This is a genomic window from Pseudooctadecabacter sp. (assembly GCF_965657175.1).
Taxonomy (GTDB): domain Bacteria; phylum Pseudomonadota; class Alphaproteobacteria; order Rhodobacterales; family Rhodobacteraceae; genus Octadecabacter.
This window is the reverse complement of sequence record NZ_CBFHNH010000001.1, coordinates 470,730-483,464: the sequence shown is the minus strand read 5'-3', so window position 1 is coordinate 483,464 and position 12,735 is coordinate 470,730. Positions and strand designations below refer to the sequence as shown.

The window sequence follows — 12,735 nt, the reverse complement described above, 5'->3', positions numbered from 1 at the left end:
AGGTCTGGCAAGATTTGGAGCACCCCCCTCACGTCGACGTGTGGACCACAGGGCAAATGTTTCAATTTCTCACGAAAACAGCTACCTTAGCACGGTTAACGCAGGTCAATTATGTCATTCTCCCCCGACACCACCGAACGTCTTGCCCGCGCCCGCGCCGATTTGCGCATGGGCGTGCCCGTCGTGATCTGTGACGGGGACGTCGCGGGATTGGTTTTCGCCGTTGAAACGCTGACCCGCGAAAGACTGGATGAGGCCCGCCCGCTGTCGCCTGTCCTGACCCTGACGGACCACCGCGCCGCGACCCTGAAAATCGCCGCCTACGACGGTGATCTGGCCCGCGTCGTGCTGCCCGCGGACGCTGATCTGGCTTGGGTGCGTGCCATGGCCGACCCCGCCGAAGACATGGCGCACCCGATGAAGGGCCCGTTCAAAACCGATCGGGCTGGCGCAGCCGTGGTTCACAGGGCGGGGGTCGCGCTGGCGAAGGCCGCGCGGATCCTGCCCGCTTGTCTGGTTGCCCCCGTTGAGGACGGCGCGGACTTTGCCACAGCGCATGACCTCACGCGGTTGGACGCAGATGCAGTTCTGAACACCGACCTTTCGCCCATGTCCGCCGTTATCCACGCGCGTCTGCCCCTCACCGTGTCTGAGGCGGGCCGCCTTCATATTTTCCGCCCCGAAGACGGGGCCGAAGAACACTATGCCGTCGAAATTGGCGCGCCGGATCGCGCCAAACCGGTCTTGACCCGCCTGCATTCGGCCTGTTTCACCGGCGACCTTCTGGGCAGTTTGAAATGTGACTGCGGCCCGCAATTGCGCGGGGCCATGGGGCAAATGGGTGAGGAACAGGCCGGCGTTCTGCTGTATCTGAACCAGGAAGGACGCGGAATTGGCTTGGCCAATAAGATGCGCGCCTACTCCCTACAAGATCAGGGGTTCGACACGGTTGAGGCCAATCACCGCCTCGGCTTTCACGACGATGAACGCGATTTTCGCATCGGCGCCGAAATCCTGCGAAAGATGGGGTTCAGCCAAGTGCGCCTTCTGACGAACAACCCCGCCAAAGTCGCCAAACTGGAAAGTTGCGGGCTGACGGTGACCGAACGTGTCCCTCTCAAAGTTGGGCAAAACCCTTTCAACGCCAATTACCTTGTGACCAAGGCCGCGAAATCAGGCCATATCCTTTAGCGGGCAAACCGCAGCAAAATGGCGCCGGTGATCGTGGCAAAGGTGGCTGCGATCTTCATCAGGTCCAGACGTTCGTTCATGAAAAAGACACCGATGAACAACGCAAAGACAATTGATGTCTCCCGCAGGGCCGTCACCAGCGCGATGGGCGCCTGCATGAAGCCCCAGACCACCAGCGCATAGGCGCAGTAAGACGCAAGCCCGCCCCAAATCAGGACAAACCGTCCCTCAGACCACAGCCGTCCGATGACGCCGGGGTGACGCATCTTAAGAAAAACTGCAAAGACCAACGCATTGCCGATGGCCGACCAGCTGTAAAAGCCGACGGCCGTCCCCGCTACGCGCGCGCCCAGCCCGTCAATCAGGGAATATCCCGCAATAAAGAACCCCGTCACGGCGGCCAGCATCGCAGCCTTGGGGTTGCGCGTGCCCGCCTGCCCCCGCACCAGACCCAAAGACAGCAGCCCTGTGGCAATCAAGGCAATCGCCGCCACCTCCATCCAGCCCAAAGTCACACCCAGAATTGTGACCGACACAGCCGCCACAATCATCGGCGCGATCCCGCGCGCCACTGGATAGACCTGCGTCAAATCCCCGATCCGGTACGCATTTAGCAAAAACACCTGATAGCCAAAGTGCATGACAAGACTGCCAATAAGGTAGGGCCAACAGGCCAAATCCGGCATCGGCACAAACAGCAAACCAATCGCCGCATAGGGCAAATGCCCCAGAATCACCCCTGCCATGCTCAGATGCTTGTCGGCCGCACCTTTGGCCAGCGCGTTCCAGCCGGCATGCAACACGGCGGCGAGCAACGTGGTGGCAATAACGATCATTGGCATCCTGCGTCCCCTCAACAGGAACTTTAGACGCCACATAGCAGGGCGACAATCCCTTGCCTCAGCTTCGGACATTTGGTCAGGTGCCCTCTATGAAAACCACCGATCTTGTCGTCACACCCACTGCACTGCGTTTCATGGGGCGCAATTTTCCGCGCTCTGTTGGGAAAGGTGGCATCAGCAGCCGCAAACGCGAAGGCGATGGGGCGACACCGCGGGGCACCCACCGTTTGGTCGGAATGCTCTATCGCCCTGATCGCATGGCAAAACCAGCCGATTGGGCCCTGCCTATTCACATAGGCGATCTTTGGTCTGACGATCCCGGACACGAAGATTACAATATGATGGTGCGCGCGCCCTATCCGCACAGCCACGAACGGCTGCGTCGCGCCGACCCGCTCTATGATCTGGTGATTCTAACGGATTGGAACTGGCCCTATGCCGTCAAAGGACGGGGGTCCGCCATCTTCATTCACCGCTGGCGCAAACAGGGGCATCCCACCGAGGGCTGTATAGGTCTGCGCCCCAGCGATCTGGCTTGGATCGCACCCCGCACCCGCCTTGATACGCGGCTGATCGTTTTGTGACGGGACGGCGGGTGGGGCGTCGTGGCGGGGTTGCAGACCCTCGACACGCGCGTCAGCCCGGTGTCCGGTCTCCAAAGATGGCAGAGCCTACACGCACATGGGTGGCCCCCAAGGCAATCGCTTTCTCAAAATCGCTCGACATACCCATGGACAGGCCTGTCAGCCCGTTGCGTGCGGCAATCTTGGACAGCAAGGCAAAATGCAATGACGGCTCTTCGTCTACGGGTGGAATACACATCAACCCTTTGACAGGCAGGTCCAACGTCTGCGCTTCGGCCACAAAGGCATCTGCCTCGGCTGGCAAGACACCTGTCTTTTGCGGCTCCTCTCCGGTGTTCACCTGTATATAAAGATCCGGACACGATCCGATGTCCTGCGCCAACCGCGCCAGCGTCTTGGCCAGCTTGGGTCGGTCCAATGTGTGGATCGATTGTGCCAGCTCCATGGCCTGTCGCGCCTTATTGGTCTGCAAAGGCCCGATCAGATGCAAATCCACCCCATCGAAAGCCTCACGAAAGGCGGGCCATTTCCCTGCGGCCTCCTGCACACGATTCTCCCCGAAGGTTCGGTGCCCCTTTTCCAAGACATTTTGCACCCGTTCATTTGGCTGAACCTTGGACACAGCAATCAAGGCAACGCTGCCGTCCGGACGGCCTGCCTTTGCCTCAGCCGCCTTAATGCGCGCTGTGATATCGTCCAATGACATTGCAACCTCCTGATATGGCGACGTGTTTTGTGTTACACCCTGACATAGGCTGTTACCCACGGCCTGTCATCCGATCCGGACCCAAAAACATTGTGTGGCACGACTGCATCATTTTCCCCGCAGGTCGAAAAACAGGGGCCAATTCCCTTGAGTACGCCGCCGTTTGGCCGCAAAGACAGAGCCAATGCTAGGGAAACTGGCATTCTCGAGAATGCAAACACGAGGAATTTAACATGAAACGCATCCTTCTTTCTTCTGCTGCGATCGTCGCCTTTGCTGGCGCCGCTGCTGCTGAAGGCCACACTGGCGTCACCTTCTCCGGCGACGCTCAGCTGGGCTACAACGACGACGCTGCTGGCGATAACGACGGCTTCTACTCTGAGCTGGACGTCACAATCGGCTTCGCTGCTGAACTGGACAACGGCCTGACAGCTGCTGCTTCCGTCGACTTCGAAGACCTGGCCGGCGACGGTTCCAACGACGGCAACAACTACGAGCTGTCTTTGACATCCGACAATGCAGGCCTCTACTACGGCGACACAAACTTCGCTGCACAGAACGTCTGGGTTGCTGCTGGCCCAATGGGCAACGACGACTTCTCCGAAGCTGACGGCGAAGAAGCCCTCCGCGGTGAAGTATCCTTCGGCGGTGTCTCCGCTCAGGTGTCTTACGTTTTGGCTGACGCCGACGGCGTTCGCGCAACTGACGACCTGGACCAGCTGTCCGTTGGTGTTTCTGGTGACTTCGGCAACTTCAACGTTGTCATGGCATACCAGGAAGCAGCTGATGGCGACTACGCTACTGCAAACGGCGACTTCAACAACGACGAAGTGTTCGGTATCTCCGTTGGTACAACACTCGGCGCCGCTGACGTTCGTCTCGCATACGCAGAGTCCGAAGGTGACGACTCCATGGGTATCTCCGTATCCTACCCTGCTGGTCCTGTGACTGTGGACGCTGGCTACGCGACAAACTCTGACGCCGACGACGACTGGGATCTTTCTGTGACATATGCAGACGGCCCAATCTCCGTCACAGCATCCACAGACGAAGAGTCTGACTGGGCTCTGGAAGGCTCCTACGACGTAGGTTCCGGCCTCGTTGCATACGCTGGTATCGTAGACGCAGGCGACGACTTCTACGTTGCAGCTGACTACGACCTCGGCTCAGGCGCTTCCCTGCTCGTCTCCTTCGTGGAAGACGGCGGCGACGCAAACGGTGACGACGAAGTTGGTGCCAACGACTACCAGATCGGTACAACTGTTGAGCTGTCCTTCGCGTTCTAATCGAACCTGAAGAACATCGAATTGAGGGCGGTTCCTTCGGGGGCCGCCCTTTTTCTATGTCCGCACGGCACCAGGCTTCCCTTCACACTTGTGACACCGCCGCCCCTTCGCTACACATTTGTCCAAGACACAAGCGAAAGACCTGACACGTGACAGCACTGACCTCTCTTCGTCGACTGACCTTTGGGCTGGGCCTTCTCTCTGCTTTGGCCGCTTGCGGCAGCAGTGGCAGCCTTGGCAGCAACCCGTTTGGGTCCATCGGCAGCATCGGCCTTGGCGGCGGCGGTGAGGCAGCGACAACACAAGCCGTGCGCACCCGTGGCGCGGAAAGTGTTGCGGTGAACCGCTACCTATGGGCGGCCTCCTTGGATGTGCTGAGCTTTCTGCCGGTCGAATCTGTCGACCCCTTCACCGGTGTGATCGTCATGGGCTATGGCACCCCACCGGGCGGCAGCCGCGCCTATCGCGCCACTGTAGCGATCAGCGACCCTGCATTGGACGCGCGGTCCTTGAATGTCGCTTTGTTGACGCGGTCCGGTCCCGCTGCGGCTGAAACCACCCGCGCCATCGAAGACGCGATCCTAAGCCGGGCACGCCAGTTGCGCATCGCGGATGGTGCGCTGTAAACAGACGCCGACCCAACCAATTTTCCACGCCGGGTCCTGCACCCGGCGTTTGCTTTTGAAAGACACCACATGCCCTACACCCCGTCTGAGATCGAAGCCAAATGGCAAGCCGCCTGGGACAAGGCCGAAACCTTTAAGGCCGTGCGCGATACGTCCAAGCCAAAGTATTACGTGCTTGAGATGTTCCCCTACCCCTCAGGCCGTATCCACATCGGCCACGTACGCAATTACACCATGGGCGACGTCATCGCGCGCTATAAGCTGTCGACAGGCCACAACGTGCTGCATCCCATGGGCTTTGACGCCTTCGGCATGCCCGCCGAGAACGCGGCCATGGCATCGGGCGGCCACCCCAAGGACTGGACGTACAACAATATCGACACGATGGTCGACCAGATGAAGCCGCTGGGCCTGGGCATTGACTGGTCGCGGATGTTTGCGACCTGTGACCCTGAATATTACGGCCAACAGCAGGCGCTGTTCATCGACATGCTGGATGCAGGCCTGATCGATCGCAAGAACGCCACCGTGAACTGGGACCCTGTTGATATGACCGTTCTGGCCAACGAACAGGTTATCGACGGCAAAGGCTGGCGCTCCGGTGCTGAGGTCGAACGCAAAGACCTCACCCAGTGGTTCTTCAAGATCTCCGACATGGCCGATGATTTGCTGGGGGCTTTGGACGGGCTGGACGACTGGCCCGCCAAGGTGCGCCTGATGCAAGAAAACTGGATCGGCAAATCCCGCGGTTTGCAATTTGCGTTCTCTATGGTCGAAAATGCAGGCGCCCATGACCGTGTTGAGGTCTATACCACCCGTCCGGATACGCTGATGGGTGCATCGTTTGTGGGCATCTCCCCCGATCATCCGTTGGCAAAAGAGCTTGAAGCCGATAATCCAGACATCGCCGCGTTTTGTGCCGAATGCCGCAAGGGCGGCACCACTGCGGAAGCATTGGAAAAGGCTGAAAAGCTGGGCTTTGACACTGGTCTGCGCGTGCGGCACCCGTTTGATACCTCATGGGAACTGCCCGTCTATATCGCCAATTTCATTATGATGGACTACGGCACAGGCGCGATCTTTGGCTGCCCCGCCCACGACCAACGCGACTTGGATTTTGCGCGTAAGTACGATCTGCCGGTCAAATCTGTCTATGTGCCTGCCATGGGCGAGGACACCTTTATCTCACCCGAGGACGGTGGCCCGGCCTATGTGCCCACCAAAGAGGCCGTGGTCCATTACGTGGCGGGCTTCGCCGGGGCAGAGGCCCAGTCGGGCGCGGACGCCATAAACGCCGCCGTCGATTTCTGTGAGGCAAATGGCGTAGGCCAAGGCGTGACGAAGTTCCGTCTGCGCGATTGGGGGTTGAGCCGCCAGCGGTATTGGGGCGCGCCCATTCCTGTGGTCCATTGTGACGACTGTGGCGTGGTGCCCGAAAAGAAAGAAAACCTGCCTGTTGAACTGCCTTACGATGTCAGCTTTGACATCCCCGGCAACCCGCTGGACCGTCATCCTACTTGGCGTGATGTGCCCTGCCCCGCTTGTGGCAAACCCGCCCAACGGGAAACGGACACGATGGACACCTTTGTGGACAGCAGCTGGTATTTTGCCCGTTTCACGGCGCCCCATGCATCAACACCCACAGATTTGGCCGACGCCGAATACTGGATGAACGTCGATCAATATATCGGCGGCATTGAACACGCGATCCTGCATCTGCTGTATTCACGGTTCTTTGCCCGTGCGATGCACAAGACAGGCCACCTGCCTGCAACTGCGATCGAACCCTTTGATGCCCTGTTCACCCAAGGCATGGTGACCCACGCGATTTACAAGACCGACGGCAAAGATGGCCGCCCGGTCTATCATTACCCCGAAGAGGTTGATCTGCGCGACGGATCGGGTTTTTTGAAAGACGGCACCGAAGTCACCATCGTGCCCTCCGCCAAAATGTCCAAATCCAAAAACAACGTCGTGGACCCTGTGGCGATCATCGAACAATACGGCGCGGACACCGCGCGGTGGTTTGTGCTGTCCGACAGCCCCCCCGAACGGGATGTGGAATGGACAGCCTCTGGTGCTGAGGCTGCGTTCAAACACCTGAGCCGGGTGCACCGTATCGCCACGGATATCGCCGCCAGTGACGATGCCGCCACGGACGCAGACGAAGGCCTGTTGCGCGACATGCACAAGGCCATTCAGGACGTGACCAGTGGCGTGGAATCCTTTGGCTTCAACGCGTCCATCGCGAAACTATATGGCTTTACCGCCGCCATTCAGAAATCCAAGGCAGGGACACAGGCCAAGACTACGGCCATCAAAACGCTCGCCCAGCTGATGGCCCCCATGACACCGCATCTGGCCGAAGACATCTGGGCGATGTGTGGCGGCGAGGGCCTGATTGCCAATGCGCCGTGGCCGGTCGCGGATGAGGCGATGTTGGTCGAAGACACAGTGACCCTGCCCATCCAGATCAACGGCAAACGGAGGTCGGAAATCGCCGTTCCGAAGGACATGCCCAAGGATGAGGTTGAAAAATTGGCGCTGGCAGACGACGCTGTCATTAAGGCTTTGGAGGGTGGCACACCCAAAAAGGTCATCGTTGTACCGGGCCGGATTGTGAATGTTGTCGTTTAACCGCCGCCAAATCCTCGCGTTGTTCGCGACAGCCCCAGTGGCCGGTTGCGGGTTTACGCCTGTCTATGGCCCCACCGCCACCGGTCGGTCCCTGCGCGGGCGCATCGCGTATCGCGCACCGAACACTCCCGAAGGGTTCCGCCTGCGGACGCGGCTGGAGGACCGTCTTGGCCGCGTCGAACGGGGGGATTATCTGCTGGTGGTGGAACTGGACATCGAAGAGGTGCCGGTGGTCATCAGCTCCTCCCAAGATATCAACCGGTTCAACCTGCCGGGCAAAGCCACTTGGACGTTGACCGAGGACGGCAGCGACACGCCGCTGGCCACAGGCACGGCAGAAACCTTCACCGCCTACAGCGCCTTTGGCACCACCGTCGCCTCACAAGAGGCGCAGGACGATGCCCGCGACAGGCTGGCGATTGCACTGGCCGATCTGATCGTCACCGACCTGATTGTTGAGGCGACGGGCGGCGCATGAAACTTTCCGCCCGCGACGCCACTGCCTATTTTCGCAAACCTGATCCGAACGGCGCGGGCATTCTGATTTACGGCGGCGATGCCATGCGGGTGGCGTTGAAACGGCAAGAGGTGATCAAGGCCCTTGTCGGCCCCAATGGCGAAGAAGAAATGCGCCTGACCCGGATGACCGGCGCTGAATTGCGCAAGGACCCGGCGATGTTGGGGGATGCAATCAAGGCACAAGGCTTCTTTCCCGGCCCCCGCGTGGCATTTGTCGAAGAAGCTGGCGACAGCGTGGCCAAGGCGATCACGCCCGCATTGGCGGACTGGGCGGAAGGCGATGCGCAGATCGTGGTGACGGCAGGGCAACTCAACGCGCGGTCGTCGTTGCGCAAACTCTTTGAGGCCCATCCCCGCGCCTATGCGGCAGGCGTCTACGATGACCCACCCAGCCGCGATGAGATCGAGGGCCATCTGCGTGCTGCCGGCGTTGCCAATGTGAGCCGGGACGCCATGGACCTGATCAGCGCCTATTCCCGTGAAATGGCACCGGGGGATTTGCGCCAGACGATTGAGAAACTCGGCCTCTATAAACTGGGCGATGGCACGGAAGCGACGGTCGAAGACGTCGAAGCCTGCGCCCCCCAATCCAATGAGGCGGGGCTGGATGATCTTCTGAACGTGGTGGCCGATCTGAACGCCTCAGACATCGGCCCGATCCTGTCACGTCTTTATGCGCAAGGTACCCAACCCGTGGCGCTGTGCATCGCTGCGATGCGCCACTTTCGGCAGCTGCACACGGCGGCATCTGATCCGGGTGGGGCAGCGGCGGGCATTGGCCGCCTAAAGCCGCCGATCTTTGGTCCACGCCGTGACCGAATGGTCCGACAGGCCAGCAATTGGGGACGTCCAAACCTTGAAGAAGCTTTGGGCGCGATCACGGAAACCGATCTGACCCTGCGGTCGGCCAATACAGCCCCCGACCGTGCGCTGGTTGGACGGATGTTTATCCGTCTGGCCATGCTGGGGCGAAGGCGGGGATGAACCGTCTCTAAACGAAAAAAGGCGAACCCGAAGGTTCGCCTTTCATCAATTCGTGTCTTTCGACGTTCAGCCTAGATTTAGGAAGAACCGGAAGATGCCAGAGCAGCGGCGAGCAGTGCTGCGCCGAGGACGGCTGGAACAACTGCACCACCGGCAGAGCCGAGGAGGCCTGCGCTGGAACCAGCTGGGACTGTTGGGATGATGAGGATTTCATCATCGTCAGTACCGGCTGGGGAAATGTTGCCTGCGAAAGCAGTTGTGGACAGTGCAGCAACGGCAGTTGCAGTGATAAGCGTTTTCTTAAGCATAATAACTCCTGATCAGTATTACCGCCCAGAAGGTCCGGACGGCTCTTACCGCCACCTTCGGTATAGAATGCCGCAACGGCAAACGCACGGTTTTTTTATAGGGGACACCGGTTTTTTGGATGAAATCCGCTCAAACATCCCAAAATGTGGCTTTAACGCCTATTTCATCAGCAAATTCTTGCTAAAGGCGCTGATAAACAAGGTAGCCAAGGCCGATAGAAATGAACTGGCGGGTCTGTACGATCGTTCCATCAGAGGTTGTCCAATAGAGATTCGTAAACCGGACACTCTCGTTTTCGCAGAACTCTTTCCACTTTTGCGTGGCGTAGTCCCGCTCGACGATGGTGATTGTCTCGGACTTATCAAAAACAGTTTCGCAGGCATATGTTGAGTTTTCGATCTGGTCCAAACCCGTCAGAACGTCATAGCTGCGGGTGTGTGTGCCACCGCCTGACAGCGACCGCCGCGCGGCGGCGGTTTCAGCGCCCATCAGGTCAAACCCTGATCCACGTGTTCCAACAACCATCCCGTTTGAGACACTGACAGATACCCCGTCGGTGCTGATCCATGTCACAGCGCCAGACCGGGCCGCGATTTGGGACATCACATCTACGGACCCCCGAGACACGAGGCTGACCAACAACAAATCTGCATCCGTGGCCTCAATTGCGGCACGGGTCAGACCCGCTTGCGGCTGAGAGGCCGCTTGCTGACCAGCGGCTGTATCTGCACCGCCGAGAACCGCACCTGCCACACCCTTAAGTGTCGAGGATGTGACCCCTTCTCCCAATGGACCGCATGCGGCAAGGCTGGCGATCAAGCCGACGCCCAGAATTTTTGAAATTAGCGCCAAAACCGCCCCCAATTGTCCTGCATCTGTGACGGATGCCCGTCTCTTACGATGTCATACAAACGACCATCAACCGCCAACCGCGCCCCGCCATCCCGCGCAAGCGATTGCAGGTTGGCCGCACTGGTGTCCCGCGTCGGTGTTCCGACGGCCCAGTCCAGCGGAATTTCCAACCGGATACCTTTGTCAAACGACCCTTCGCCAAAGTCTTCAAACGGCACATCTGTGAGGGTGAAATAAGCGCCCACTTTCCAACCGTTGTCGAATTCGCGATCAAGGCTAAAGGTTGCACCCCAGTCACCCGCCAGATACCGACCGACATCAACCTGAGCCTGAAACCCGTTTTCAAAATCGTAATAGGCCGACAAATGTCCGGTTACGACGTCGTAGATTTCATCCCCTGTGACAGTGCAATCTTCATTAAGACAGCTGGCACGGAACCCGAAGCCAAGGTCGAAATCCCGCTGGGCGACGTAGTTCAATTCAGCCGCGAATGCGAGGCGGCTGTTCGTGGGTTTCCACAGAACCTCGGTCGAGATGCCGCCAAAGTTCCGTTCCAGATACCCCACCGAGACGCGGCTGTACAAATCGCGTCCAGGCCGTCCGTACCAAGCAACAAACAGGTTTTCGATCCCGTTGCCTGTTTCCGCGCCATAGCGCAGCGCCGACCGGCGGATGTCCGGCAAGGTCGAATCAGCAATCGCACCGATTTCGTCACGGTTGCCCGCGATTCGCTGACGGAATGTTCCGGCAGCAACAATGTTGGGGCGCAATTCGTATTGGAACGTGGCCTCAATACCGACATCACCGCGCACGGGCTTGTCCCCGTCAAACAATGACAGTTCCAAGTACGGGTAGACCCCCCACAGGAACGCTGCATTTTCCGTATCATAGGAAATCGCAGGGGCCGGACCTGCGGCATCCGCAAACAGCGCCCGTTCGTAAATGCGGTCAGATGCACCCGAGGTGTTTTCCAGCCGTTCCAGATCAGACCGCCGCAGCGTCACCGACGACAAAGCAATGCCCCGCCGCGTGGGTTCCAGAATGAAGGTGTCGACGTTTTGCGGCGCCGCTTGCGTCAGAATACGCGAGACGCGACCGATCCCTTGGGATTCTGCGCGGAACTTTGTGTTTTCATAGCGGACACGCAGGGTTGTCCCCTGAACTTCGGCCCCCAAAAGGCGGAAACCGTCGGTGGCCAGAACCTGGCCGAGGATGTCGACGCCCGTAGACTGCTCTGCCGGGGTGCCCCAGGACGCGGCGGCGATGACGTTCTCACCACGGACTGCAACGGGCAAGGGCGCGGACCCGAATCCGCTGTCTGTGGCAGGCGATGTCGGATCGATTACAAAGGTGGCAGACAAACCGATCTGGTTGCCATAGGCGTAGTAGCCCCCCACTTGGACCCAATCGGCAGGTTCCCACGTGATGCCGAAGTTGAGGGGCGATGTTCTTTCGAATCCGATCAAGTCCTCTTCTCGGGTGTAAGCGTCCGATGAATATTCCGCCAGCAGCGTCAATTCGTCATTTAGGCGCCATTCGACGCCGCCAAAAAAGGCCGCATCGCCGCGAAAGAACTGACCTGCAAGGATTGTGCCACCGGTTTCAACGCTGTCGTCAGGCCGTGTTTCGAACCCGTCGTCGATGATACCCAAAGGGTTGGTGAAACCGCGCACGGACCCCAATCGGCCCCAACCGATACCGCCGGACAAACGCACATTCGAACCAAAGGTCTTGGTGGCAACGACATATTCGCTGCTGTATCGGCCAGTGCCCAGAAAATCGCGCAAACCAATGGCGATCGCGGGGCGGATGTCACCTTCGTAGGCCAGCTGGTACTGGGCGTCGAAACTGCGGTCGAAGGTGTCGATCCAGCTGTAGCGGAAATTGCCCGACAGCCGTGGGAGCAATTGAAACGAGAACGTCGCGCGCTGCGTCGTCCCGAAGCCACCGATAGACGCCGAAATTTCGCCGTCCCTGGGTGCGACAGCGGATGGCATATCGATAATTCCGGGGGTGCCGAACAAAGAATAGGTCGCACGCCAGTCGTCGTCCGCCGCAACCGGCGTGGCAAGGACAGCAGCAATGGCGAGGCCGGAGAAACCGATATATTTTTCAAATGCAGACATGCGTGAGGTCTGGCATTGTCGTCTCTTGTTTCGCAACCTTATTCTGCATGTGTCGGAAACTTGTTTCCAAGTG

Annotated in this window: 12 protein-coding genes; 7 read left to right on the top strand and 5 right to left on the bottom strand. The window is 59.1% G+C overall.

All coding sequences use genetic code 11. The features are described from left to right. Positions 1-111: 111 nt before the first annotated feature. Positions 112-1,191: a GTP cyclohydrolase II gene (gene ribA / locus ACTG36_RS02360; protein ID WP_375281092.1), complete on the top strand. Its 1,080-nt coding sequence runs from the start codon at positions 112-114 to the stop codon at positions 1,189-1,191. Here ribA and ACTG36_RS02355 read toward each other — a convergent pair. Next, positions 1,188-2,033 (bottom strand): EamA family transporter, encoded by an 846-nt coding sequence (locus ACTG36_RS02355; protein WP_375281093.1) that lies wholly within the window; start codon positions 2,031-2,033, stop codon positions 1,188-1,190. The two genes, ribA and ACTG36_RS02355, sit on opposite strands and share 4 nt — an antisense overlap. Before the next feature lie 89 nt (positions 2,034-2,122). Between ACTG36_RS02355 and ACTG36_RS02350 the strand changes: the two genes are divergently transcribed. Beyond that, positions 2,123-2,617 carry a L,D-transpeptidase family protein gene (locus ACTG36_RS02350; RefSeq protein ID WP_375281094.1) on the top strand — a complete coding sequence of 165 codons (495 nt, stop codon included), beginning with the start codon at positions 2,123-2,125 and terminating at the stop codon, positions 2,615-2,617. A 52-nt stretch (positions 2,618-2,669) separates the two neighbouring features. Here ACTG36_RS02350 and ACTG36_RS02345 read toward each other — a convergent pair whose 3' ends face one another. Beyond that, entirely contained in the window at positions 2,670-3,323 is a 654-nt protein-coding gene (locus ACTG36_RS02345) for a YggS family pyridoxal phosphate-dependent enzyme (protein ID WP_375281095.1), read from the bottom strand. Between the two features lie 233 nt (positions 3,324-3,556). Between ACTG36_RS02345 and ACTG36_RS02340 the strand changes: the two genes are divergently transcribed. The 5 genes from ACTG36_RS02340 to holA all read left to right on the top strand — a co-directional run bounded on the left by ACTG36_RS02340 (position 3,557) and on the right by holA (position 9,375). Next, on the top strand, positions 3,557-4,609 hold the full coding sequence (locus ACTG36_RS02340) for a porin (RefSeq protein ID WP_375281096.1): 1,053 nt from the start codon (positions 3,557-3,559) through the stop codon (positions 4,607-4,609). Positions 4,610-4,758: 149 nt separating this feature from the next. Further along, entirely contained in the window at positions 4,759-5,235 is a 477-nt protein-coding gene (locus tag ACTG36_RS02335) for a DUF3576 domain-containing protein (RefSeq protein ID WP_375281097.1), read from the top strand. A 69-nt stretch (positions 5,236-5,304) separates the two neighbouring features. After that, the gene (leuS, locus tag ACTG36_RS02330) at positions 5,305-7,872 is read left to right on the top strand and encodes a leucine--tRNA ligase (RefSeq protein ID WP_375281098.1); all 2,568 of its coding nucleotides are present in this window, start codon (positions 5,305-5,307) and stop codon (positions 7,870-7,872) included. Continuing rightward, complete coding sequence (gene lptE / locus ACTG36_RS02325) at positions 7,859-8,350, top strand: LPS assembly lipoprotein LptE (RefSeq protein WP_296419559.1); 492 nt, start codon at positions 7,859-7,861, stop codon at positions 8,348-8,350. Before leuS ends, lptE begins: the two co-directional genes overlap by 14 nt. Continuing rightward, the gene (gene holA, locus ACTG36_RS02320; protein WP_439141328.1) at positions 8,347-9,375 is read left to right on the top strand and encodes a DNA polymerase III subunit delta; all 1,029 of its coding nucleotides are present in this window, start codon (positions 8,347-8,349) and stop codon (positions 9,373-9,375) included. Before lptE ends, holA begins: the two co-directional genes overlap by 4 nt. A 77-nt stretch (positions 9,376-9,452) precedes the next feature. On the opposite strand, the gene ACTG36_RS02315 is transcribed toward holA, so the two are convergent. The 3 genes from ACTG36_RS02315 to ACTG36_RS02305 form a co-directional block, all read right to left on the bottom strand. Continuing rightward, positions 9,453-9,683 carry a hypothetical protein gene (locus ACTG36_RS02315; protein ID WP_375281100.1) on the bottom strand — a complete coding sequence of 77 codons (231 nt, stop codon included), beginning with the start codon at positions 9,681-9,683 and terminating at the stop codon, positions 9,453-9,455. Between the two features lie 181 nt (positions 9,684-9,864). Beyond that, positions 9,865-10,536 (bottom strand): YjbF family lipoprotein, encoded by a 672-nt coding sequence (locus tag ACTG36_RS02310; RefSeq protein ID WP_375281101.1) that lies wholly within the window; start codon positions 10,534-10,536, stop codon positions 9,865-9,867. Then, positions 10,527-12,662, bottom strand: coding sequence for a YjbH domain-containing protein (locus ACTG36_RS02305; protein ID WP_375281102.1), 2,136 nt, complete (start codon positions 12,660-12,662; stop codon positions 10,527-10,529). The genes ACTG36_RS02310 and ACTG36_RS02305 overlap by 10 nt, the downstream gene beginning before the upstream one ends. Between the last annotated feature and the right edge of the window lie 73 nt (positions 12,663-12,735).

What these genes read in the sequence shown, in the direction of transcription:
- ACTG36_RS02350 (WP_375281094.1), top strand. Translation starts at nt 2,123, where the DNA reads ATGAAAACCACCGATCTTGTCGTCACACCCACTGCACTGCGTTTCATG.
- ACTG36_RS02340 (WP_375281096.1), top strand. Translation starts at nt 3,557, where the DNA reads ATGAAACGCATCCTTCTTTCTTCTGCTGCGATCGTCGCCTTTGCTGGC.
- ACTG36_RS02345 (WP_375281095.1), bottom strand. Translation starts at nt 3,323, where the DNA reads ATGTCATTGGACGATATCACAGCGCGCATTAAGGCGGCTGAGGCAAAG.
- holA (WP_439141328.1), top strand. Translation starts at nt 8,347, where the DNA reads ATGAAACTTTCCGCCCGCGACGCCACTGCCTATTTTCGCAAACCTGAT.
- leuS (WP_375281098.1), top strand. Translation starts at nt 5,305, where the DNA reads ATGCCCTACACCCCGTCTGAGATCGAAGCCAAATGGCAAGCCGCCTGG.
- lptE (WP_296419559.1), top strand. Translation starts at nt 7,859, where the DNA reads ATGTTGTCGTTTAACCGCCGCCAAATCCTCGCGTTGTTCGCGACAGCC.
- ACTG36_RS02315 (WP_375281100.1), bottom strand. Translation starts at nt 9,683, where the DNA reads ATGCTTAAGAAAACGCTTATCACTGCAACTGCCGTTGCTGCACTGTCC.
- ribA (WP_375281092.1), top strand. Translation starts at nt 112, where the DNA reads ATGTCATTCTCCCCCGACACCACCGAACGTCTTGCCCGCGCCCGCGCC.
- ACTG36_RS02355 (WP_375281093.1), bottom strand. Translation starts at nt 2,033, where the DNA reads ATGCCAATGATCGTTATTGCCACCACGTTGCTCGCCGCCGTGTTGCAT.
- ACTG36_RS02305 (WP_375281102.1), bottom strand. Translation starts at nt 12,662, where the DNA reads ATGTCTGCATTTGAAAAATATATCGGTTTCTCCGGCCTCGCCATTGCT.